The sequence below is a fragment of the Shimia sp. NS0008-38b genome (assembly GCF_040370365.1).
GTDB lineage: Bacteria > Pseudomonadota > Alphaproteobacteria > Rhodobacterales > Rhodobacteraceae > Shimia.
The window spans coordinates 169,411-190,266 of the sequence record NZ_BAABWQ010000003.1; the positions used below are offsets into that span (position 1 = coordinate 169,411).

Annotated in this window: 20 protein-coding genes; 11 read left to right on the plus strand and 9 right to left on the minus strand. The window is 54.9% G+C overall.

Annotated elements, in window-relative coordinates:
• Positions 1-21: 21 nt before the first annotated feature.
• The 4 genes from ABWV47_RS12835 to ABWV47_RS12850 all read left to right on the plus strand — a co-directional run bounded on the left by ABWV47_RS12835 (position 22) and on the right by ABWV47_RS12850 (position 3,740).
• Positions 22-1,125, plus strand: coding sequence for a Gfo/Idh/MocA family protein (locus ABWV47_RS12835; protein WP_353312409.1), 1,104 nt, complete (start codon positions 22-24; stop codon positions 1,123-1,125).
• 19 nt (positions 1,126-1,144) lie between these two features.
• On the plus strand, positions 1,145-2,038 hold the full coding sequence (locus tag ABWV47_RS12840; RefSeq protein ID WP_353312411.1) for a TIM barrel protein: 894 nt from the start codon (positions 1,145-1,147) through the stop codon (positions 2,036-2,038).
• A gap of 81 nt (positions 2,039-2,119) precedes the next feature.
• The gene (locus ABWV47_RS12845) at positions 2,120-3,253 is read left to right on the plus strand and encodes a Gfo/Idh/MocA family protein (protein ID WP_353312413.1); all 1,134 of its coding nucleotides are present in this window, start codon (positions 2,120-2,122) and stop codon (positions 3,251-3,253) included.
• Positions 3,254-3,443: 190 nt separating this feature from the next.
• Entirely contained in the window at positions 3,444-3,740 is a 297-nt protein-coding gene (locus ABWV47_RS12850; RefSeq protein WP_353312415.1) for a 50S ribosomal protein L20, read from the plus strand.
• Between the two features lie 75 nt (positions 3,741-3,815).
• Here ABWV47_RS12850 and ABWV47_RS12855 read toward each other — a convergent pair whose 3' ends face one another.
• Positions 3,816-4,817: a LacI family DNA-binding transcriptional regulator gene (locus ABWV47_RS12855; RefSeq protein ID WP_353312417.1), complete on the minus strand. Its 1,002-nt coding sequence runs from the start codon at positions 4,815-4,817 to the stop codon at positions 3,816-3,818.
• A gap of 184 nt (positions 4,818-5,001) precedes the next feature.
• Here ABWV47_RS12855 and ABWV47_RS12860 point away from each other — a divergent pair, with 184 nt between their 5' ends.
• The 4 genes from ABWV47_RS12860 (at position 5,002) to ABWV47_RS12875 (ending at position 8,282) form a co-directional block, all read left to right on the plus strand.
• Positions 5,002-5,952 (plus strand): sugar ABC transporter substrate-binding protein, encoded by a 951-nt coding sequence (locus ABWV47_RS12860; RefSeq protein WP_353312419.1) that lies wholly within the window; start codon positions 5,002-5,004, stop codon positions 5,950-5,952.
• Positions 5,953-6,044: 92 nt separating this feature from the next.
• Complete coding sequence (locus ABWV47_RS12865) at positions 6,045-7,169, plus strand: ABC transporter permease (protein WP_353312421.1); 1,125 nt, start codon at positions 6,045-6,047, stop codon at positions 7,167-7,169.
• A gap of 1 nt (position 7,170) precedes the next feature.
• Positions 7,171-7,959, plus strand: coding sequence for an ATP-binding cassette domain-containing protein (locus tag ABWV47_RS12870; protein ID WP_353312423.1), 789 nt, complete (start codon positions 7,171-7,173; stop codon positions 7,957-7,959).
• Positions 7,960-8,057: 98 nt separating this feature from the next.
• Positions 8,058-8,282, plus strand: a complete 225-nt coding sequence (locus ABWV47_RS12875) for a hypothetical protein (protein ID WP_353312425.1) — start codon at positions 8,058-8,060, stop codon at positions 8,280-8,282.
• Between the two features lie 12 nt (positions 8,283-8,294).
• Here ABWV47_RS12875 and urtE read toward each other — a convergent pair whose 3' ends face one another.
• The 6 genes from urtE to ychF form a co-directional block, all read right to left on the minus strand.
• Complete coding sequence (gene urtE / locus ABWV47_RS12880) at positions 8,295-8,990, minus strand: urea ABC transporter ATP-binding subunit UrtE (RefSeq protein ID WP_353312427.1); 696 nt, start codon at positions 8,988-8,990, stop codon at positions 8,295-8,297.
• Position 8,991: 1 nt separating this feature from the next.
• Complete coding sequence (gene urtD, locus ABWV47_RS12885) at positions 8,992-9,732, minus strand: urea ABC transporter ATP-binding protein UrtD (RefSeq protein WP_353312429.1); 741 nt, start codon at positions 9,730-9,732, stop codon at positions 8,992-8,994.
• Positions 9,729-10,958 carry an urea ABC transporter permease subunit UrtC gene (gene urtC / locus ABWV47_RS12890; RefSeq protein ID WP_353312431.1) on the minus strand — a complete coding sequence of 410 codons (1,230 nt, stop codon included), beginning with the start codon at positions 10,956-10,958 and terminating at the stop codon, positions 9,729-9,731. The genes urtD and urtC overlap by 4 nt, the downstream gene beginning before the upstream one ends.
• A 3-nt stretch (positions 10,959-10,961) precedes the next feature.
• Entirely contained in the window at positions 10,962-12,929 is a 1,968-nt protein-coding gene (urtB, locus tag ABWV47_RS12895; RefSeq protein ID WP_353312432.1) for an urea ABC transporter permease subunit UrtB, read from the minus strand.
• Positions 12,930-12,999: 70 nt separating this feature from the next.
• Complete coding sequence (gene urtA, locus ABWV47_RS12900; RefSeq protein ID WP_353312434.1) at positions 13,000-14,280, minus strand: urea ABC transporter substrate-binding protein; 1,281 nt, start codon at positions 14,278-14,280, stop codon at positions 13,000-13,002.
• A gap of 484 nt (positions 14,281-14,764) precedes the next feature.
• The gene (ychF, locus tag ABWV47_RS12905; RefSeq protein WP_353312436.1) at positions 14,765-15,862 is read right to left on the minus strand and encodes a redox-regulated ATPase YchF; all 1,098 of its coding nucleotides are present in this window, start codon (positions 15,860-15,862) and stop codon (positions 14,765-14,767) included.
• A gap of 305 nt (positions 15,863-16,167) precedes the next feature.
• Between ychF and ABWV47_RS12910 the strand changes: the two genes are divergently transcribed.
• The gene (locus tag ABWV47_RS12910) at positions 16,168-16,653 is read left to right on the plus strand and encodes an acyloxyacyl hydrolase (RefSeq protein ID WP_353312438.1); all 486 of its coding nucleotides are present in this window, start codon (positions 16,168-16,170) and stop codon (positions 16,651-16,653) included.
• Between the two features lie 86 nt (positions 16,654-16,739).
• Positions 16,740-17,531 (plus strand): tryptophan synthase subunit alpha, encoded by a 792-nt coding sequence (trpA, locus tag ABWV47_RS12915; protein WP_353312440.1) that lies wholly within the window; start codon positions 16,740-16,742, stop codon positions 17,529-17,531.
• Positions 17,532-17,581: 50 nt separating this feature from the next.
• Here the strand turns inward: trpA and ABWV47_RS12920 are convergent, their stop codons facing one another.
• Both ABWV47_RS12920 and ABWV47_RS12925 read right to left on the minus strand, forming a co-directional pair.
• A complete protein-coding gene (locus ABWV47_RS12920) occupies positions 17,582-18,952 on the minus strand; it encodes an ATP-binding protein (protein ID WP_353312442.1) in 1,371 nt (456 codons plus the stop codon).
• A complete protein-coding gene (locus tag ABWV47_RS12925; protein WP_353312444.1) occupies positions 18,952-19,497 on the minus strand; it encodes a heme NO-binding domain-containing protein in 546 nt (181 codons plus the stop codon). The genes ABWV47_RS12920 and ABWV47_RS12925 overlap by 1 nt, the downstream gene beginning before the upstream one ends.
• Positions 19,498-19,641: 144 nt before the next feature.
• Here ABWV47_RS12925 and ABWV47_RS12930 point away from each other — a divergent pair, with 144 nt between their 5' ends.
• Positions 19,642-20,808, plus strand: a complete 1,167-nt coding sequence (locus tag ABWV47_RS12930; protein WP_353312445.1) for an alpha-hydroxy acid oxidase — start codon at positions 19,642-19,644, stop codon at positions 20,806-20,808.
• The last annotated feature ends 48 nt before the right edge of the window (positions 20,809-20,856 follow it).

A 20,856-nucleotide genomic window follows, 5' to 3' on the forward strand; every position in this document is an offset into this window, starting at 1 on the left:
TTTCAAAACGGAGACCTCAACGTGACCCAGATTGGCATTGGCATCTGTGGCGGCGGCTATATGGGCAAGGCACACGCAGTGGCCATGGCGTCCGTCGGTGCGGTCTTCAATACGGCCCTGCGCCCTCGGCTAGAAATGGTCTGCGCGTCTCGCCCAGAGAGCGCTGAGAGATATCGTGCAGCTTATGGCTTCCAACGCGCCACGGCGGACTGGCATGCCCTTGTGTCAGACCCGAAAGTTGAGGCTATTGTCATTGCAACACCGCAAGAAACACACCGTGAAATCGCGGAAGCGGCCTTTGCCCTTGGCAAGCCGGTCCTGTGCGAGAAGCCGCTTGGCGCATCAATCGAAGATGGCGCCGCCATGGCCACGGCTGCAGAACGTGCGGGCGTGGCGAATATGGTTGGTTTTAACTACGTGCGCACGCCTGCCACGCAATTTGCCCGCCAGCTGATCGCCAATGGGGACATCGGCGATGTCACTTGGTTTCGCGGGGAACATACTGAGGATTTCTACGCGGATCCGCAGGCTCCAGCCACATGGCGGACAGATGGCATGGCCAACGGCACCATGGGGGATTTGGCACCACATATGGTCAATTGTGCATTGGCACTGATGGGACCAATTGCCAAAGTCATGGGCGAAGTTGAGACGGTCCATCGAGATCGTCCGGGCGGAACAGTCACCAACGACGACCACGCTCAATTGATGTGCCGCTTTGAAAGCGGTGCAATGGGCCACATGTATTTCTCTCGCATCGCGACCGGGCGAAAAATGGGCTATGTCTATGAGATTACAGGTACAAAAGGTGCAATCCGTTTTGATCAAGAGGATCAAAATGCGATCTGGCTCTACCGGATGGACGACCCTGAGGCGACGCGCGGGTTTGTAAAAATCCTCACAGGACCGGCCCATCCTGACTATGAACCCTTTTGCCAGGGGCCAGGACACGGCACTGGCTATCAGGATCAGATCATCATCGAGGCGCGGGACTTCCTGCGTGCGATTGAAACCGGCGAGGCGGTGTGGCCGACTTTCCGGGATGGACATGAGGTCAACCGGGTGATCGCCGCGGGTTTGGCCTCAGATCAGGCGAAGTCCTGGCAAGATATCAACAGCTTCTGATTTTCGGAGTGAACAGAACATGACAATTCGGATTGGCAATGCCCCTTGCTCTTGGGGTGTGGAGTTTGCGGATGACGACCGCAATCCAACGTGGAAAACCGTTCTAAAGCAATGCGCTGAGGCGGGTTATACGGGCATCGAACTGGGCCCAGTTAGCTTTATGCCAGAAGATCCAGAGGTCCTCGGTGAGGCTTTGGCCGAATACAAATTGGACCTCATCGGCGGGGTTGTCTTCCGCGCCTATCACGATCCAGACGCATGGGATGATGTGCTGGATGCGACCCATCGAACAGCCAAAGCACTCAAAGCGCATGGCGCCCAACATCTTGTTTTAATTGACTCAATCTCCCCTCGGCGCGCACCTACTGCCGGGCGCTCTGGGGAGGCTGAACAGATGGATAAGGCTGAGTGGACCGCTTATCGTGACCGTATTGCCGAGAGCGCACGCATCGGCGCTGAAGAATATGGGCTCACTGTTGGCATTCACGCACATGCTGCGGGGTTCATGGACTTTGAGCCAGAGCTTGAGCGGCTGTTGAGTGAAGTTGATGAAAGCATCCTGAAAATCTGCTTTGATACTGGGCACCACTCTTATGCAGGCTTTGACCCTGTGGCCTTTATGAAGACCCACATTGATCGCATTTCCTACATGCACTTCAAAGACATAGACCCAAAGGTCAAAGCCGAAGTCATTGCAAACCGCACCGGTTTTTATGACGCCTGCGGCCAAGGAATCTTCTGCAATTTGGGTGACGGCGATGTGGATTTCGCCGCCGTCAGACAGGTGCTGCTCGACGCCAACTTCGAAGGATGGTGCACCGTTGAACAAGATTGCGACCCACTGCTGGATCCCGATCCGGTGGGCGATGCGCGTAAAAACCGAGAGTATCTGGAATCCATCGGATTCACCTAAATTTGGACGTCGGTATCGCGTCTGTATCACGACTGTAATGCGGAGGTGCCAATCTGACGGCACCTGAGGAGGAAAAGAGCCATGAACAAGCTGAAATGGGGCATGATTGGCGGCGGCGAAGGCAGCCAAATTGGACCTGCGCACCGCTTGGGTGCATTGGCAGATGGGCGGTTTACATTTAGCGCGGGAGCACTCGATCACCGTCCTGATGTGGGCAAGGACTACGCGCAACGCCTTGGCATCACGGCTGACCGAGCTTATGGCGACTGGCAAGAGATGTTGGCAGGTGAAAAAGATCGTGAAGATCGGATTGATCTGGTGACTGTGGCCACGCCAAACTCGACCCACTTTGAGATCACCAAATCTTTTCTCGAAAGTGGTTTCAACGTGCTGTGTGAGAAGCCGATGACCATGACGGTGGAGGAAGGCGAGGAGATCGTAAAAATCGCCGCAGCGTCTGGCAAAATCTGTGCGGTGAACTATTGCTATTCGGCCTACCCGATGGTGCGTCAAGCCCGCGCGATGGTGCGCCACGGTGAAATTGGCAAAGTGCGATTGGTGGTCACAAACTTCAGCCACGGACATCATGGTGACGCAACAGATGCGGACAACCCAAGGGTTCGCTGGCGTTATGACCCTGCCATGGCAGGTGTGTCGGGCCAGTTTGCCGATTGTGGCATCCATGCGCTGCACATGGCCAGCTTCATTGCGGATGACGAAGTCGAAACGTTGTCGGCGGATTTTGCCTCCACCATCCCCAGCCGCGAGTTGGAAGATGACGCAATGGTCAATTTCCGCATGACCGGGGGCACTGTTGGTCGGCTCTGGACCTCGTCGGTGGCGATCGGACGACAGCATGGTTTTGATATTCAGATCTTTGGCGAGACCGGCGGGCTTCGTTGGACTTCTGAGCAGCCAAACCAGTTGATTTACACACCGGTTGGCGGTCGCACGCAGATCATCGAGAAAGGCGAAGGCGGGCTACATGAAGATGCAAACCGTTTGAGCCGCGTTGCCATTGCCCATCCCGAGGGATTTCCACTGGCCGTTGCCAATATTTATTGCGATCTGGCGGATGCCATTTCTGGAGAACACCGTGACGGATTGCCTGATGCCGCCGCAGGTGTTCGGTCGATGGCTGCGGTCTATACGGCAGTAAAATCTGCCAAAGACGGTGGTGCGTGGATGGATGCGCGCCCCCCGATGTATCGGTAACCTCCGTTCTTCTTGCGGCGAACACTTGAAAGGGCCTGCTGGCCCTTTCAAATCGCGTTTCACTTTCAAAAATCGGCAAACCATCGGAATTTTTGGCCCAGAACAAGGCACACGCTTGCGGGAATAGTAAATCCTTAACTCCCGCATGAGCATATTTTCGTTGTCTTCAACCTAACGATGGAAAAACTAAATGAGCTTAAAATGGGCAGTGATTGCAGGTTTGGTGGCGCTTGCCGGATGCGGGTCAGGCAACGGCGCAGTGGTTGGTGTATCGTCAGACACGGGCGAAAGCTATAGCTCGACCGTGAATGCCGAAACTGACCATGCCAATGTCACCAAATCCTCAATTGAAACGTGCTGGACGCGGGCAGGTCTGAAAGGTGACATCTATAAATTTATGACGCCTGAGGAAGCCGCAGGCCTAAAATCCGTGGGGGGTGCATCGGACTCTCAGGTGACTGCGTTTCGGAGCTGCCTCACCTCTTAGATTTCTAAGATCTCTTAAATTGGCTAAAGCGCCCTGTGACAGGGTGTTTTAGCCAAACTTCCTCTAGACCATATTTCAATTGGCCTGCGCACGCAGGGTGCCCCGCTCGACAACCGAACAGGGAAAAATACGGGTTTCCGGATAGCGGTCCGGCTCATCTAACATGGTCACCATGAGCTCTATGGAACTGGTCACAATTTGGCGGATTGGTTGGTGAATGGTGGTAAGGTTGATGTTTTCCCACTTCGCCATTTCCATATCATTGAGGCCGATGATGCCCACATCATTTGGACAAGACAGATCGCTGTCATCAACCGCCGAGAGCGCGCCAATGGACAAAACATCATCGCCACAGAAATAGGCCTCAGCTGGCGCGGCGCGCAGCAAACGTAGCATTTCGCGTCGACCTGCATCAAAGGAATAGGCCTCCGCGAAGGAATAGCTGACTTTGACCTTCGGATGCGCCGACATTTCTGACATGAAGCCGGTATAGCGGTCTTGGGTTGAGGTTGCGTCTTGCGGCCCCCCCATAAAACCGACGTGATTGTAGCCGCGCTCCACCAATGTGCGGGCCGCCATCCGGCCGCACTCCGTGTTGTCGATACCGACCACATGGACCTGCGGGCTTGAGGAGGCGCGCCCAAAGGAATGCACAACCGGCACACCGGCATCGCGAAAGGCTTTGGCAAAGTTTGGTGGCAATGTGGATGAGGCGACCACAACGCCATCCACTGAATACTGCCGCAACATCCGCACCGAGTTTTCGGGGTTGATCTCATCCGTTAGGTTCACCAGCAACGGCCGCAGCCCGCGATCCTGCAGACCACGCGTAAAAAGGTCAAACACCTCAAGAAAGATCGGGTTGTGAAAGTTGTTGGACACAAGGCCAATCAGTTTGGTGCGTCCCGTGGTGAGCGAAGAGGCCAATGCGTTCGGGCTGTAGCCCAAATCGCTCGCCGCCTTCTCCACCTTCCGGCGCATCTTGTCAGAAACGGAGGCACCATCAGTGAATGTGCGAGACACAGCAGAGCGTGAAACCCCCGCCCGTTCTGCAACCTCTTTCAGTGTGATGGCCATTTTCGTCAGTCCCCAAGTCGTATTAAGCGCCTTGTTTAGCTTGTTTTCTCAATAGGTGCAGCATGAATCGAATTTACATATTTTGCAACCGGTTGCAAAATGACAAAGGATATGCTTTAACTTGAGTCGGAGAGGCGGCCCAAGCCGCCCACGTGACACGAAGACGTGATTTTGGGAGGAAAACATGACGTCACTTACAAAGAAACTGGCTCTGGCCACTGCCCTGGTGGCAGCGCCATTTGCCTTGGCAACCTCGGCGGCTGCCGATGGTGAGAAATATATTCTCGTCAGCCACGCTCCAGACAGCGACAGCTGGTGGAACACCATCAAGAACGGCATCGCACTTGCCGGTGAGCAGATGGATGTGGAAGTTGAGTACCGCAACCCACCGACTGGTGACTTGGCCGATATGGCCCGCATCATCGAGCAGGCTGCGGCCTCTGGCCCCAACGGCATCATCACCACTCTGTCCGACTATGATGTGCTGTCAGGCCCAATCAAAGCTGCTGTGGACAGCGGCGTTGACGTGATCATCATGAACTCCGGCACGCCAGATCAGGCGCGCGAAGTGGGTGCGTTGATGTATGTCGGTCAGCCAGAGTATGACGCAGGTCACGCTGCTGGTCTGCGCGCCAAAGGCGACGGCGTTGGCAGCTTCCTATGTGTGAACCACTATATCTCTTCACCGTCCTCCACAGAGCGTTGCCAAGGTTTCGCGGATGGTCTGGGTGTAGATCTGGGCAATCAGATGATCGACAGTGGGCAAGACCCGGCTGAGATCAAAAACCGTGTTCTGGCTTACCTGAACGCAAATCCAGATACGGATGCGGTTCTGACGCTTGGTCCAACATCGGCAGATCCAACTCTGCTGGCTTTGGATGAAAACGGCATGGCCGGCGACATCTACTTCGGCACATTTGACCTCGGCGAAGAGATCGTCAAAGGCATCAAAGCTGGCGTAATCAACTGGGGTATCGACCAACAGCCGTTCCTGCAGGCGTATCTCCCAGTTGTCGTACTGACCAACTACCACCGTTACGGCGTACTGCCAGGCAACAATATCAACTCCGGCCCTGGTTTCGTGACCGCGGACGGGTTGGAAAAAGTCGAGGAATTCGCAGGCGAATACCGCTAAGCGATACCCAATTCGCAAAGGGCGCCTAAGAGCGGCGCCCTTTGCCCCTACCCTACCAAACCCCACAATTCAAACCAAACGGGAGATGTCGCATGACAAGCGCGACGCAACCCACGGCCAATTCCGATGAACGCGTTAAGGAAATTTCCAGTTTCCGCAAAGCGTTGATCCGCCCCGAGCTGGGCGGGATCGTCGGAACCGTAACCGTGTTCACTTTTTTCCTTTTGTTCGCCTTTGACAGCGGCATGTTCAACAGCCAAGGCATCATGAACTGGAGCCAGATTTCGGCGCAGTTTATGATCATCGCGGTGGGCGCTTGCCTGCTCATGATTGCAGGCGAATTTGATCTGTCGGTGGGCTCGATGATCGGGTTTGCGGGCATGTTGATCGCCATTTTCAGCGTCACACTTGGCTGGCCGGTCTGGTTGGCGATCATCCTGACGTTTGCCATTGCTTTGGCGATTGGCGCACTCAACGGATTTATCGTGGTGCGCACTGGCTTGCCAAGTTTCATCGTGACCTTGGCGTTTTTGTTCATCCTGCGCGGCTTCGCAATCTACCTGCCACAAACACTCGAGCGCAAAACCATCATTGGCGGCGTCGCGGATGCAGCTCAAGGTGATTGGTTGGCCTCACTGTTTGGCGGAACCATTTTCAAAGGCTTCTTTCAGTGGCTTGGTGACAACGACATCATCGCGGTATTTGAACGCGGCACCAGAAAAGGACAGCCGGTGGTCGACGGGATACCCATGTTGATCGTCTGGGCCATCGCGCTCGTGATTGTTGGGCATATCATCCTGACAAAAACCCGCTTTGGGAATTGGATCTTCGCTGCCGGAGGCGATGCTGAGGCGGCCCGAAATTCGGGTGTGCCGGTTAACAAAGTAAAGATCTTGATGTTCATGTTCACCGCATTCTGCGCCACGGTGTTCGCCACCTGTCAGGTGATGGAGTTTGGCGGTGCGGGATCAGATCGTGGATTGCTCAAAGAGTTTGAGGCCATCATCGCCGTGGTGATTGGCGGCGCGCTACTGACGGGCGGTTACGGCTCGGTGATTGGCGCCGCGCTTGGTGCACTGATCTTTGGTGTGGTGCAACAAGGCTTGTTCTTTGCTGGCGTCGAGAGCTCGCTGTTCCGGGTGTTCCTTGGCATCATCCTATTGTTTGCCGTGATCCTGAACACTTATATCCGTCGCATCATCACGGGGGAGCGTTGATATGACTTCTGAACACGCACCTCTCATCCAAATGAAAAACATCGAGAAACACTTTGGTCGTGTGATTGCGCTCGCCGGCGTGTCTGTTGATGTGTTTCCTGGCGAATGTCACTGTCTGCTGGGCGACAATGGTGCAGGCAAATCTACCTTTATCAAGACCATGTCTGGCGTGCATAAACCCACCAAAGGAGAGATCCTATTTGAGGGAAAAGAGATGCATTTCTCCGATCCCCGAGATGCCATTTCGGCGGGGATTGCCACGGTGCACCAACACCTTGCCATGATCCCGCTGATGTCAGTCAGCCGCAACTTTTTCATGGGCAACGAACCGGTGAAAAAAGTAGGCCCAATGCAATTTTTCGACCATGACTATGCCAATCAGGTCACCATGGAAGAAATGCGCAAAATGGGGATCAACCTTCGGGGTCCTGATCAGGCGGTGGGCACTCTATCGGGCGGCGAACGCCAGACAGTTGCGATTGCAAGGGCCGTGCATTTTGGCGCCAAAGTGCTGATCCTAGATGAGCCAACATCAGCGTTGGGTGTGCGCCAAACGGCCAATGTTCTGGCGACCATCGATAAGGTGCGCAAGCAAGGCATTGCGGTGGTGTTCATCACCCACAACGTGCGCCATGCCCTTGCTGTGGGGGATCGCTTCACAGTGCTCAACCGCGGGCAGACGCTCGGCACCTCACAACGTGGCCAGATCACCCCTGATGAGCTGCAGGACATGATGGCAGGTGGTCAGGAACTGGTTGCGCTGGAAGGCAGCCTAGGCGGCACGGTATAAACACCAGTCACCTAAAGAACGATGCCCCATCGCCTTTTGGCGGTGGGGTTTGTCGTTGAAACGCTGAGACATCTAAGATTTTCGAAGCTTATCGCAAAATGTTATTGGTCGCTGCTCGGCTGGCAGTTGTCGCAGCAGTCGCCTCTGCGGAGACGTTCGAAATCACCTGTCCGCAGCTGAAAAACAATGCCGCACGGTTTGACGAGATCGACACCTATGAGGACTTCATAGCGCAATCGATCTGCCAGGGCCGCAAATGGGGCGACACGCATTTTGCGCGCGCATATATCGGTGACGCCTTGTACGGCCTTCAGCGTTTTTGATCGAATTGAACGCTACACAGAGACGCTGTTGAGCAACTCATCGCGGTCGATTTCCGCCTTCGTGCCCTCTAGCAAAACGGAACCTCGGCGCAGGACAACAAAGCGATCAGCCAGCCCGTAGGCAAAATCAAAGTACTGCTCCACAAGCACAATCGCCATATTGCCTTGATCTCGGAGCAATTTGATGACCTCCCCGATTTGCTGGATGATGTTGGGCTGAATGCCTTCTGTGGGCTCATCGAGCAACAGGAGTTTCGGCTTGGTGATCAACGCCCGAGCGATGGCAAGTTGCTGCTGCTGCCCACCCGACAAATCGCCACCACGCCGGTTTTGCATTTCTTTCAGCACAGGGAAGAGTTCAAACATCTGCTCCGGTACAGCGCGCTCGCCTTTGGGCAGGCAGTTAAAACCGGTTTCCATGTTTTCACGAACGGTCAGCAATGGGAAAATCTCCCGACCCTGAGGCACATAAGCCACGCCTTTGTGGGCCAAAGCCTGTGCGGTCAACGCGGGCAGTGTTTCCCCATCCAGCGCAAGAGTGCCACCTGAGCGCGCATGGGTGCCAGAGATCGCTTTGATCAAGCTGGTTTTTCCAACACCATTGGTGCCCATGACACAGGTGACTTCGCCTTTCTGGGCCTCCATTGAGATGCCATTTAGGATCTGAGAGTGGCCATAGTGCAGCGTAATATCATCTAGTTTTAGCATCTTAACGCTCCAGATAGACGTCGATGACGTTTTGATCAGACGTCACGTGATCAAGGCTGCCTTCGGCCAACACTGCGCCTTCGTGCAGCACGGTGACTTTGCAATTGAGGCGCCGCACAAATTCCATGTCGTGCTCCACCACCACCACCGCGCGGGTTTTGGCGGCTTCAACCAAAATGTCGGTGGTGTGCTCTCGCTCTGCCGGGGTCATGCCGGCGGCGGGTTCGTCCACGAGCAAAAGGCGCGGCTCTTGCGCGAGAAGCATGCCGATTTCCAGCCATTGTTTCTGACCGTGGCTCAGCTCTCCTGAGGTGCGTTGCAGCTGATCACGCAGGCCGATTTGGTCCGCAAGGTCATCCACCTTCTCAAGGTCTTCGTCGCTGGGGCGATACATCAACACCGAAAACCAACCCCGCGGCTTTTTGAGCGCCATCAGCAGGTTGGCCTGCACTGACTGATCCTCAAACACAGTGGGTTTCTGAAATTTACGGCCAATGCCAGACTGCGCGATCTTTGCCTCATTCATTTTCAGCAGGTTCACCGAGGCTTCCCCCCAGATCACACGCCCCTCATCGGGACGGGTTTTGCCGGTGACAATGTCCATAAATGTGGTTTTGCCTGCCCCGTTGGGACCAATCACCGCGCGCATTTCGGCTTCGCCAATTTGGAACGAGAGGTTGTTGATGGCACGAAACCCATCAAAGGTAACCGAGACGCCAGAGACTTCGAGAAGCGTTTTCATTGGCTTGCCTCCTGTTCACGCAAGGCACCGTCATCCGGCCCAAGGTCTGTACCGTGACGATTGGGTGCCCGACGGTCAGTGTAGAGGTCAATCAGGCCGCCGATGCCTTTGGGAGCAAAGAGTGTGACCAGCACAAAGGACAGCCCCAGAAGCACCAACCACCAGTCGACCCATTTGATGGTGTAAAAGCCGAGGTTGATGTCAGGGGCTTGCCCGCCGGTGAACCACGTGGACAGCAAGCTGACAAAGGCCGCGCCGATCACTGCCCCATAGAGCCGCCCGCGCCCACCGATGGCGACCCATACCGCGAGGTAGATAGATGCGATGGGCGCGATTTCGGCTGGGTTGATGATGCCCGCTTGCGGATAGTATAGCGCACCCGCGATGGCGGCGATGCAGGCCGTCAAAGTGAAGATCACCAGCTTATAGGTCTCCACCGAATACCCAAGAAAGCGGGCGCGCGCCTCATTGTCGCGAATGCCGCGAATGACAGAGCCGAACTTGCCGCTGACCAACCACGCGCAAAGCACGTAGCCTGCGGCCAGTGCCGCAGCAGAAGCCCAGAAGAACCAGAGCGATACGTGATCTTGGTTGGCTGTCACGCCCGGCAGGTTTTGCAAGCCAGACAACCCGTTGTTCCCGCGCAATCCGCTGTCGTTTTGGAAAAGATACAGCGCCAGTGCGAGTGTCATGGCTTGGGTCAGGATGGACAGGTACACGCCGGTCACACGGCTGCGAAAGGCAAGCCATCCGAAGACCAACGCCAACACGCCGGGCACCAAGAGCACCAGGATGAGTTGGAGCGTGAGGCTGTCTGCGAAGGCCCAGACGACAGGGAACTCGCTGCTTCCAACCACACCAAAAATCTGATTGCCGATCGCGTCGATGACTTCACCGTCTGTGGGCGGAATTTCCGCGCCAGACAGGCTTTCAACCACGATCAAACGGGTGCGCTCATACATGAGCCACATGCCGATCATGTAACCGCCAAGCCCAAAGAAGGCGAAATGGCCAAGGCTGAGAATGCCTGTGTAGCCCCAGATCAGATCCATCGCCAAAGCAATCAGGCAAAGGCAAAGCGTTTTGCCCAAAGTCTTGATGAAGCTGGTGGAAATGCCGCCGACGCCGAAACCTTCAGACATCACAGTGACCAACAAAGTGAACAGTGCCAACACGGCAAGGAAGATCAAGACCGATGGATTTTTGGCAATAAAACTACGCTGCATGGCTCAATCCCCCGCCGCGCGGCCTTTGAGGGCGATAATGCCCCGTGGCCTAAATTGGATGAAGATGATGATGAAGATGATCATATAGGTCTGCGCCGCCAACGTATTGGATGGGTTCATCCATTCGATGCCTTTTTGCAGGAAGCCAATCATCGCAGCCCCCGCCAAGGTGCCCCAGATGTTGCCAACCCCGCCAACAACCACGGTCATAAAGCTTTGCACGATATAGTCGCTGCCCAGTTCCGAGGTCACTTTGGCAAACAGGCCAATGGCGACCCCCGCAATCCCAGCAATGCCGGAGCCGAGACCAAAGGTCAGCATGTTCACTTTGTCCGGGTTGATGCCCATGGAGGCTGCCATGCGAGGGTTTTGCGTCACGGCGCGGGTTTCAAGACCCAGCCGCGTGCGCTTCATGATGTAGAGGAAAACACCGAGGAAAATTAGTGCGAGAATGAAGATCGCGATGCGAATATAGCTGATCGACACCACATCGTTCATCACCCATGCGCCATCCAGCCACCCCGGTGCGGTCAGCGGGCGCGCCTGTGTGCCAAAGATATTTTTCGCCAGCTGTTGCAGTGCGATAGAGATACCGAAGGTCGCCAGCAGGGTTTCCAGCGGACGCGCTTGCAACCAGCGGATCACCAAGCGCTCCATGGCGACACCTGCAGCAAAGGTCACAGCAAAGGCTGTGGGGATTGCCACAATGATTGACACCGTGTGATCCGGGATGAGTTGCTGCACCACATAACCAGTGTAGGCACCCATCATGATAAACTCACCATGTGCCATATTGATTACCCCCATCACACCAAAGGTGATGGCAAGACCAATGGCCGCAAGGAAATAGATCGACGCCAACGAGAGTGCATCAAGTGTCAGATCAAGTGTTTGGTTCAGGCCCACCTTCAATTCGATGTCTTTGAGGGCTTGTTTGGCGGCATCTGTTACGGCCGCGGAGGGCTCCGAATACGCATCAAAGAACACATGCGCGCCCAGCGCGGCATCAATGTCTGCTTCGGTCACATTGGCAGGCACTTTGCCCTCTGCCGCCAGCGTGTTGTAGGCCGTAAGCCGGGTCGCTTCTGTGTTGAGCTGTGCCACTGGCAGGCCACCAACGCGGCCCCCTTCTATGTTTTCACCCAAAGAGAGGCGGATGTCATTGCTCGACAGACGCGCGGGCGCGAGGCCATTTTCGGCAAGCATGTCATATGCGGTGAGGCGACCAAAATCTTCCTGCCCGGGCTCCAAAAAAGTGGCCACATTCACATCTTCGGGCACCTCAGAAGGGGCCACCTGACGTGTGGTGGTCAAAAGCGGATTTAGCGTGGCGCGCACATCCACACCCAGATCACCGGACATATCGGTGATGGCGGCAATACGCGCGGTATCATCCGCGTCATAGCCAATGGTCAGAAGGCGCTCGAGCCGCTGTTTCTGTGCCTTAAGCACCGCGTCCGGTTCCCCTGTGATCGAGGCGCGCAGCGGGATCAACAATTCGGGTTCGGGATCGCGTTCAATCGACAACAGTGCAGCACGGCGATTGTCGGCATTGGGATCACTCAGCTGGAACTGCACCAAGGCGGTGCCAATCAGGGCGCGGATGCCGCTGTTGGGTTTGATCTGTTTCAGATCGCTTTTGGCAAACTCACCAATGGCATCACCGGTATCAAAATCGGTGAGCGCATAGGTTTTGCTATCAATTTTTTCGCCAATGAAGAACAGCCCGTCTTCTGTGCGCTGCCACATGTTCTTTGCGGCCCAGACTTGCAGCACGTTTTGCGCTTGCGGCAGCCCTGAACTTGCGACGGCATCAATCGCCGGACCAATGGTCTTGCGCGAGCTTTTCACGATCAGCGCCTGATGTTCTTGGAGTATCGGTTGGATGTTGGCGTCTTGGGCCAACGTCGTGCCGGGCGAAATCAGGCAAGCCACCAAGAAGGCAAGGCTGGCCAAAAAGATCTGTCTCATGTGAGGAAGTCCGAGCGTGTTTGAATGGGGCCGCCTATGAAGCGGCCCCCAAAATGGTCTCTACTAAGAATTAGTAGTTTGACAGAGTCTGTACGCAGGTTTTGGTTTCGGTGTTGTACATACCACAATCCAAGTCTTTCCAATCCGACATCAGAACAGCAGATTCTGGCAGGAAGTCTGTCCATGCATCGCCGGGAACTTCGGTGGTCTGGGAGATGATATCAAACTGACCGTCGGCCTGGATCTCGCCGATCAGAACCGGCTTCGCCAAGTGGTGGTTTGGCAGCATGACAGCGGTACCACCGGTCAAGTTTGGATACTCCTGACCATACATTTCTGCGCGAACCGCATCAACTTCAGTAGAGCCTGCTTCGGTTGCCGCGTTCACCCACATGTTGAAGCCGATGAAGTGGGCTTCCATTGGATCGTTGGTCACGCGCTCGTCGCCCATGGTGGCTTTCCATGTTTCCACAAACTCTGCGTTCACGTCAGCATCTGCAGACTGGAAGTAGTTCCAAGCAGCCAAGTGGCCAACGAGGTTGGATGTGTCCAGACCAGCAAGCTCTTCTTCGCCCACCGAGAATGCCACAACTGGAATGTCGTCTGCAGAAATGCCAGCCGCGGCCAGCTCTTTGTAGAAGCCGATGTTTGCGTCACCGTTGATTGTGGAGATCACACCAACTTTTTTGCCGTCAGCGCCGAGTGCAACAACGTCTGCTACGATCTTGGACCAGTCAGAGTGTCCAAATGGCGTGTAGTTTACGAAGATATCTTCGTCCGCGATGCCTTTGCCCTTCAGGTAGGACTCAAGGATGTTGTTGGTGGTCCGTGGGTACACATAGTCGGTGCCCAACAGAGCGAATTTCTCGACACCCAGTTCGTCCAAGAAATAGTCAGTCGCTGGGATCGCTTGTTGGTTCGGCGCCGCACCGGTGTAGAATACGTTCTTGGAGCTTTCTTCACCTTCGTACTGAACAGGGTAGAACAGCAGGCCGTTCAGTTCTTCGATCACTGGCAGCACGGACTTACGGGACACAGATGTCCAGTTGCCGAAGATCACGTCAACTTCGTGTACGGTCAGAAGCTCACGTGCTTTCTCAGCAAACAGGGGCCAGTCAGACGCTGGATCAACAACAACCGCTTCCAGTTGTTTGCCCAGCAGACCACCTTTGGCGTTCTGCTGATCGATGAGCATCAGCATGGTGTCTTTCAGCGTGGTCTCAGAGATGGCCATTGTGCCGGACAGCGAGTGCAGCACGCCAACTTTAATGGTGTCGTCGTCAGCCATGGCAGCGCCGGCGAGCGAGGCAAAAACCAAAGATCCTGCGAGCGTGGATTTCAGAAAGGTCATTCTTTTCTCCTGGCGGGGAGGCCATAGAAACGCTTGCGCCCAGACGCGAGGTTCCATTACCTAAACCCGCAACTTCATGTTGCAAATCGTGTGGCGGCCGTTTCGAGGTCCAATTCGTCGGTCGTCACACACCCACCGGTTTCCCAGACATCCCGTCCCGTGGTAGGCGCTCCAACCCTTTGACATGCCTTGCTCAGAAGCAAACTCACGCACGGAAAAGGATTAAGAATTCGTGCATTCGGCTATTTTTTGGGCGGATATGGCGCAGTAAGCGACTTTTTTGGGCAAAATTCCGGGCAACCCACCTCAACTGTGCGTGTTTTTGGGGCATATGACCTAGAAGAGAGTCATTTCTTGATCACAACCAATGAGTGCGCTCATTTCCGCCGATACATTTATTTGGGACATGTCGTTGGCAGACAACAAAAAACGCCCAACAGGTAAACTGTCAGGCGCTTTTCGATTTTCTGAAATCAAACGGGGACTATGTGTTGAACAGAAAGTGCATGACATCGCCATCTTGCACTTCATAGCCTTTGCCTTCTGCACGCATCTTGCCCGCTTCTTTGGCGCCACTTTCGCCATTGCAGGCGATATAGTCCTCATAGGCAATGGTTTCGGCCCGAATGAAGCCCTTTTCAAAGTCTCCATGGATCACACCCGCCGCTTGCGGCGCCATGGTGCCCTGACGGATTGTCCAAGCCCGCGCCTCTTTTGGGCCAACGGTGAAATAGGTTTCCAAATGCAGCAACTCGTAGCCTGCACGGATCAGGCGATCGAGACCGGCCTCTTCCAAACCCATTTCCTCTAAGAACATGATCGCTTCGTCATCTTCTAGCTGACTGATCTCTTCTTCGATCTGCGCAGAGATAATCACATGGCTGTTGCCCTGAGCCGCCGCCATTTCGGCAACCTTTGCAGAATGCGCATTGCCATCAGCAGACTCAGCTTCGCCAACGTTGCACACATACAAGACGGGCTTGGTACTCAGCAGCTGCAACATTTTCCAAGCTTTGCTGTCGTCTTCATCAACCTCAACCACACGTGCAGGCTTGCCGTCTTCCAACACGGCCAGCGCCTCTTTGAGCAGACGCTCCTGCTGGACTGCTTCTTTGTCGCCGCCGCGGACTTTGCGGACCAAACCCTGAAGACGCTTCTCGATGCTGTCGATATCTGCAAGCATCAGTTCCGTCTCAATGGTTTCCGCATCTGCCACAGGATCAACGCGGCCATCTACGTGGGTTACATCGCCATCTTCAAAGCAGCGCAGCACATGGGCAATCGCATCGGTTTCGCGAATGTTGGCCAAAAACTGGTTGCCCAAGCCCTCGCCCTGAGAGGCGCCCTTCACAAGACCCGCGATGTCCACAAAGGTCATACGGGTCGGAATGATCTGTTTGGACTGTGCAATTGCAGCCAGCTTGTCCAGACGTGCGTCTGGCACACCAACCTCACCCACGTTGGGCTCGATGGTGCAGAACGGGAAGTTTGCCGCCTGAGCGGCAGCTGTTTTGGTCAACGCATTGAAGAGCGTGGATTTGCCGACGTTTGGCAAACCAACAATACCCATTTTGAAACCCATGTCCGGACTCCTGTCAGATGTTTGTGCCGCTCATAGGCAGAGTTGGATCGCGGTGCAAGCAGTGTGTTTGGTTCATAGGCCTTATTCCCCAATGGAAGAAGACCCCCAAAGGGCTCTGAGGCAACCGCCAAGCCGGGCACGACATCGGCTTAGCAGCGCAAACTGACCCTCTTCGTAAGTCAACACATCACGAAAACAGCATCCTCGATCACGAAGGCGTAATTCACCAAACCAGAGGGGTTTTAATACTTCTTTCTGCCCCCAAATCCTGCAGCCTCAACATCGCTACTTTGGACCATCACGACATGAAGTTTCTGGCCACACTTATTTCGCTGACCTTGTTTTGCACACCGATCTCTGCGCAACAGCTTATCTTTGGCATTGGGTATTCAGATTTTTCAGAAGGCAGTGCGCTTGATGCGCAATCCTTCAGCATTGAATACGTTGGCAAACCCTTTCGAGAGGTCGGGCGGCTTTCGGTTTCGCTCTCCGCCATTGCGTCTTTTGATGATGAAGACAACACGTTTGTGGGGGTGGGGATCACCAACCTTTATGATTTTACGGATCGCTGGTTTGCAGAGCTCAGCTTTATGCCGGGCGTATATTTGGAGGGGAACCCTCTAAACGATCTTGGCAACACATTGGAGTTTCGAAGCCTTCTGGGCTTGGGATTCCGGGTGACGGAGACCTCCGCGATTTCTCTCGCGTTTGATCACAAATCAAATGCGGGCATTTCTACGCGCAACCCGGGTGTGAACACATTGGCCTTGCGCTACCACTACAATTTTTGAGGGGATCCACTTCACAGCGCCGCGTGGGATTGATTTCCCCAGCGCCTTCCGGCACATGAAAGGGATCAAAGTACAAGGACCCGCCGATGACCCGTATCGACGCCAAATTCGCCGAACTCAACGCCGCAGGTAAAAAAGCCTTTGTTGCCTATGTGATGGCCGGAGATCCCGACTACGACACCTCGCTTGAGATTGTAAAAGGTTTGCCCGCAGCTGGTGTGGACATCATCGAGTTGGGATTGCCTTTCACCGATCCGATGGCAGATGGGCCCACCATTCAGCTGGCAGGTCAGCGTGCGCTCGACAAAGGCATGACTTTGGAGGACACGCTTGATCTTGCCACAGAGTTTCGCCGCGTCGACACCACCACACCAATTGTGCTTATGGGCTACTACAACCCGATCTATTCGCGCGGTGTTGATAAGTTTCTGATCGACGCTCAGACCGCTGGCATTGACGGCTTGATTGTGGTGGACCTGCCACCTGAAGAAGACAGCGAGCTGTGCATTCCAGCGCAGGCAGCGGGTTTGAACTTTATCCGTCTTGCCACCCCCACCACTGACGACAAGCGCCTGCCTACTGTTCTGCAGAACACTTCCGGCTTTGTCTATTATGTTTCCATCACCGGCATCACCGGCGCGGCTGAGGCCGAAGCGACAGATGTGGGTCCGGAAGTGGAGCGCATCAAAGCCAGCACCGATCTACCGGTCATCGTGGGCTTTGGCATCAACACGCCAGAAAAAGCGCAGAACATCGCATCTGTGGCAGACGGCGCGGTGGTGGGCTCTGCGATCGTTGGCCAGATTGGTGCCGGTAAATCTGTGGATGAGGTGCTCGCTTTTGTGAAGACCTTGTCGGACGGCGCGCACAGGGCCTGATCGCACCCTTCGGAGCATTGAGCCGCGCCCCAAGCAAAATTGAGGGGCGTTTAGGGCAGCACCCCTCTGGTTCTCAAGGCAGATTGCATGGCTGTCGCGAGCGTGTCGCGGCTGATGGGCTTGGGCACATGGCCACTCATACCTTCGCTCATATAGCCGGCAACTTGATGGACCATGGCGTTGGCGCTGACCGCCAAAATCGGAATGGGATCGCTCATGTTCCGGTATTCGCACTGCCGGATTTGACGCGTCGCTTCTATGCCATCCATGCCCGGCATATTGATGTCCATCAAGATGAGGTCGAATTCGCCTTTCTCCCATTCTTGCACCGCTTCCGCGCCATCACTCACAATGGTCAAGGACAGATCAAATTTCTTCAGCATGTGACGCAGGACAATTTGATTTGTTTTATTGTCCTCCGCAGCCAGCACTTTGAGCCCTTTGAGAGAAGGCTGCGTGGTGCCAACGGCATCAGCCTGCAGCGTCGTATCTTTGTCGGCGAGCACATCCACAGTCAGACTGGCCGCAAATGCAGCGCCTTGTCCGACATCACTTCGCAAGGTCACCGTGCCCCCTTGCAACTCACAGATTTGGCGCGAGATCGCCAACCCCAGACCTGTGCCACCGTGTTGGCGGGTGATGCTGCTGTTGGCTTGACTGAAGCGCTGAAACAAGTGCGCCTGTTGCTCTTTGGGAATGCCAGGGCCGGTGTCTGACACCGTCAAGACAACTCTGGCTCTCCCATCTGATCGCGGCAGCAAATCAACTTTCAGCCGGACACAGCCAGACGTGGTGAATTTGATTGCGTTGGACAGCAAATTGCCCACCACCTGCTGAAGCCGGACAGGGTCAGTCCGAACAACAGATTTCGCCCTGTCTGAGAAATGCACCTCAAAATCGAGCCCCTTTTCGCGGGCACGAAATCCAAATTGCTGCTGCATACTCTCTACCAGATCGGTCAGCGCATAGGGAATATACTCAAAATCAAGCTTGCCCGCTTCGATTTTGGACAGATCTAACACATCATTGATCAACGACAGCAACAGGTTGCCGCTGTCTCTGAGCAACTCCACCAGCTTGCGCTGCTCGCGCAACAAACCACTGTCTTCCAATGCCTGTGCCATCCCCAAGATGCCGTTCAGCGGCGTTCGGATTTCATGGCTGATTGACGCCAGAAAGATCGACTTGGCCTCGTTTGCAGCTTCTGCCGCGGAACGTGCCTCTTCGAGCTCCTTGGTGCGCTCTTTGACAGCGGTCTCAAGGGATCCAAGGAGCCTCTGCAAGCGTTGGTTGGACTCAAAAAGTTCACGGCTCTTAGCCTCAAGCAGGCTCTCGGCTTCCTCCCGGGCTTTCCGTTCCCGTGCATACCGCCGTCGGGAGACCTCCCCGGTTGACGGCGCAATTTGCTGGCCAAGAAACATTAAGCGGCCTTTGTAATGAGAAACTCTGCACAAAACCGCGTGTCATCAGGTCGTTCAGTCATCTGCAACGTGAACTCTTGTTCAAAATGCGCCATACAGGACTCAACCATGCCTCGGCAAAAGTGATGAAGTGGTCGCTCACTTGAATAGACCATTTTCAACGTATCTGTGCCGATCCGCTCCGTGGCGAAAGTGGGCAGTTCCACATCGGGATAGAGTTTGCGCACTTCGACATGCACTTCGTTTTCAATGGACTCAAGCATGCCAAAGCCGTCAGTCTTGCCTTCAAAAAAGATGGGGTAGCCCTCAACAAAGCGGCCAAACATCCAATTGCCAAATTTTTCATGAAGCGCCTCAACCGGCGCGTTCAATCGTTCCCCGATGGCATCAACAAGCGTGAGCAATTCGGAACACGGGTAGTTTCCCACGGAGCTAAAGGCGCCGTCACTTTCCAAATCAGCTGAATCCAAAATTTCATCAACAGCATCCTCACCCATTACGGATTCGGCCATGCGGACCAATTCGACAAAAACAACGCCCTTCATGCGAACCTCGCAGTACTAATAACAATCACAATAGGAACAGAATAGGCACAAAGGATAAACAATGCCTTAACCACACAAATCGTTTGCGCCAATTTGCCATCATTGGTAAGGAAGCCTTACCAAAATGAGGAGTTCCGTGAAGCCATGGCTGTCATCACCTGTATCGAGGACCTGAAGCGTCTTCATAAAAAGCGCGCACCGCGCATGTTCTATGACTATGCAGAATCCGGCAGCTGGACAGAAAAGACGTTCCGCGAAAACACCTCTGATTTCGAGGAGATTTACCTGCGTCAACGTGTGGCTGTCGACATGACCGGCCGCTCCACCGCAAGCCAGATGATTGGTGAGGACGTGGCGATGCCCGTGGCACTGGCTCCAGTTGGTCTGACCGGTATGCAATGTGCAGATGGCGAGATCAAAGCGGCGCGTGCGGCGGAAGCGTTTGGTGTGCCCTTCACGCTCTCGACCATGTCAATCAACTCCATTGAAGAGGTCGCCGAGGCCACCACCAAACCCTTCTGGTTTCAGCTGTATACGATGACAGACCAAGATTTTGTCGACCGGCTGATCCAGCGTGCCAAAGACGCCAATTGTTCGGCTTTGGTGATCACATTGGACCTGCAAATTCTGGGCCAGCGGCATAAGGACCTTAAAAACGGCCTGTCCGCCCCGCCCAAACTCACACCATCGACGATTGCCAACCTGATGACCAAATGGCGTTGGGGCATCGGAATGCTCGGCGCCAAACGGCGCAACTTTGGCAACATTGTTGGCCATGTCTCAGGCGTGACCGACACCGCAGACTTGGGCGCATGGACCGCTCAAAGCTTTGATCCGAGTCTGGATTGGGACAAAATTGCCAAGATCAAAGAACAATGGGGCGGAAAGGTAATCCTGAAGGGGATTTTGGACTCCGATGACGCACGCATGGCGCTGAAGGTCGGCGCGGATGCCATCATTGTGTCCAATCATGGCGGACGCCAGCTGGACGGCGCACAGAGCTCCATCCGGGCCTTGCCTTCCATCCTAGAGGCGGTCGGGGATCAGGTCGAAGTGCATTTGGACAGTGGCATACGGTCAGGGCAAGACGTACTGAAAGCCATCGCAATGGGGGCAACGGGCACCTACATCGGGCGTGCGTTTGTTTATGGCCTTGGCGCAATGGGCGAAGCAGGCGTCACCAAAGCATTGGAAGTGATCCACAAAGAGCTGGATATTTCGATGGCCTTGTGCGGACGCCGCACCGTTGCGGAACTGGACCGGGACGTTCTTATGGTGCCAGAAAACTTCGAAGGGCACTGGCAAACCTGACCCGTAGCCAATTCACTTTGACAAGCTCTTGCCCGGCACGCCATAAAC

Bases quoted from the DNA above. Each gene is read 5' to 3' on its own strand.
- ABWV47_RS12840 (WP_353312411.1), top strand. From the start codon at position 1,145: ATGACAATTCGGATTGGCAATGCCCCTTGCTCTTGGGGTGTGGAGTTT.
- ABWV47_RS12845 (WP_353312413.1), top strand. From the start codon at position 2,120: ATGAACAAGCTGAAATGGGGCATGATTGGCGGCGGCGAAGGCAGCCAA.
- ABWV47_RS12850 (WP_353312415.1), top strand. From the start codon at position 3,444: ATGAGCTTAAAATGGGCAGTGATTGCAGGTTTGGTGGCGCTTGCCGGA.
- ABWV47_RS12855 (WP_353312417.1), bottom strand. From the start codon at position 4,817: ATGGCCATCACACTGAAAGAGGTTGCAGAACGGGCGGGGGTTTCACGC.
- ABWV47_RS12860 (WP_353312419.1), top strand. From the start codon at position 5,002: ATGACGTCACTTACAAAGAAACTGGCTCTGGCCACTGCCCTGGTGGCA.
- ABWV47_RS12865 (WP_353312421.1), top strand. From the start codon at position 6,045: ATGACAAGCGCGACGCAACCCACGGCCAATTCCGATGAACGCGTTAAG.
- ABWV47_RS12870 (WP_353312423.1), top strand. From the start codon at position 7,171: ATGACTTCTGAACACGCACCTCTCATCCAAATGAAAAACATCGAGAAA.
- ABWV47_RS12875 (WP_353312425.1), top strand. From the start codon at position 8,058: ATGTTATTGGTCGCTGCTCGGCTGGCAGTTGTCGCAGCAGTCGCCTCT.
- urtE (WP_353312427.1), bottom strand. From the start codon at position 8,990: ATGCTAAAACTAGATGATATTACGCTGCACTATGGCCACTCTCAGATC.
- urtD (WP_353312429.1), bottom strand. From the start codon at position 9,732: ATGAAAACGCTTCTCGAAGTCTCTGGCGTCTCGGTTACCTTTGATGGG.
- urtC (WP_353312431.1), bottom strand. From the start codon at position 10,958: ATGCAGCGTAGTTTTATTGCCAAAAATCCATCGGTCTTGATCTTCCTT.
- urtB (WP_353312432.1), bottom strand. From the start codon at position 12,929: ATGAGACAGATCTTTTTGGCCAGCCTTGCCTTCTTGGTGGCTTGCCTG.
- urtA (WP_353312434.1), bottom strand. From the start codon at position 14,280: ATGACCTTTCTGAAATCCACGCTCGCAGGATCTTTGGTTTTTGCCTCG.
- ychF (WP_353312436.1), bottom strand. From the start codon at position 15,862: ATGGGTTTCAAAATGGGTATTGTTGGTTTGCCAAACGTCGGCAAATCC.
- ABWV47_RS12910 (WP_353312438.1), top strand. From the start codon at position 16,168: ATGAAGTTTCTGGCCACACTTATTTCGCTGACCTTGTTTTGCACACCG.
- trpA (WP_353312440.1), top strand. From the start codon at position 16,740: ATGACCCGTATCGACGCCAAATTCGCCGAACTCAACGCCGCAGGTAAA.
- ABWV47_RS12920 (WP_353312442.1), bottom strand. From the start codon at position 18,952: ATGTTTCTTGGCCAGCAAATTGCGCCGTCAACCGGGGAGGTCTCCCGA.
- ABWV47_RS12925 (WP_353312444.1), bottom strand. From the start codon at position 19,497: ATGAAGGGCGTTGTTTTTGTCGAATTGGTCCGCATGGCCGAATCCGTA.
- ABWV47_RS12930 (WP_353312445.1), top strand. From the start codon at position 19,642: ATGGCTGTCATCACCTGTATCGAGGACCTGAAGCGTCTTCATAAAAAG.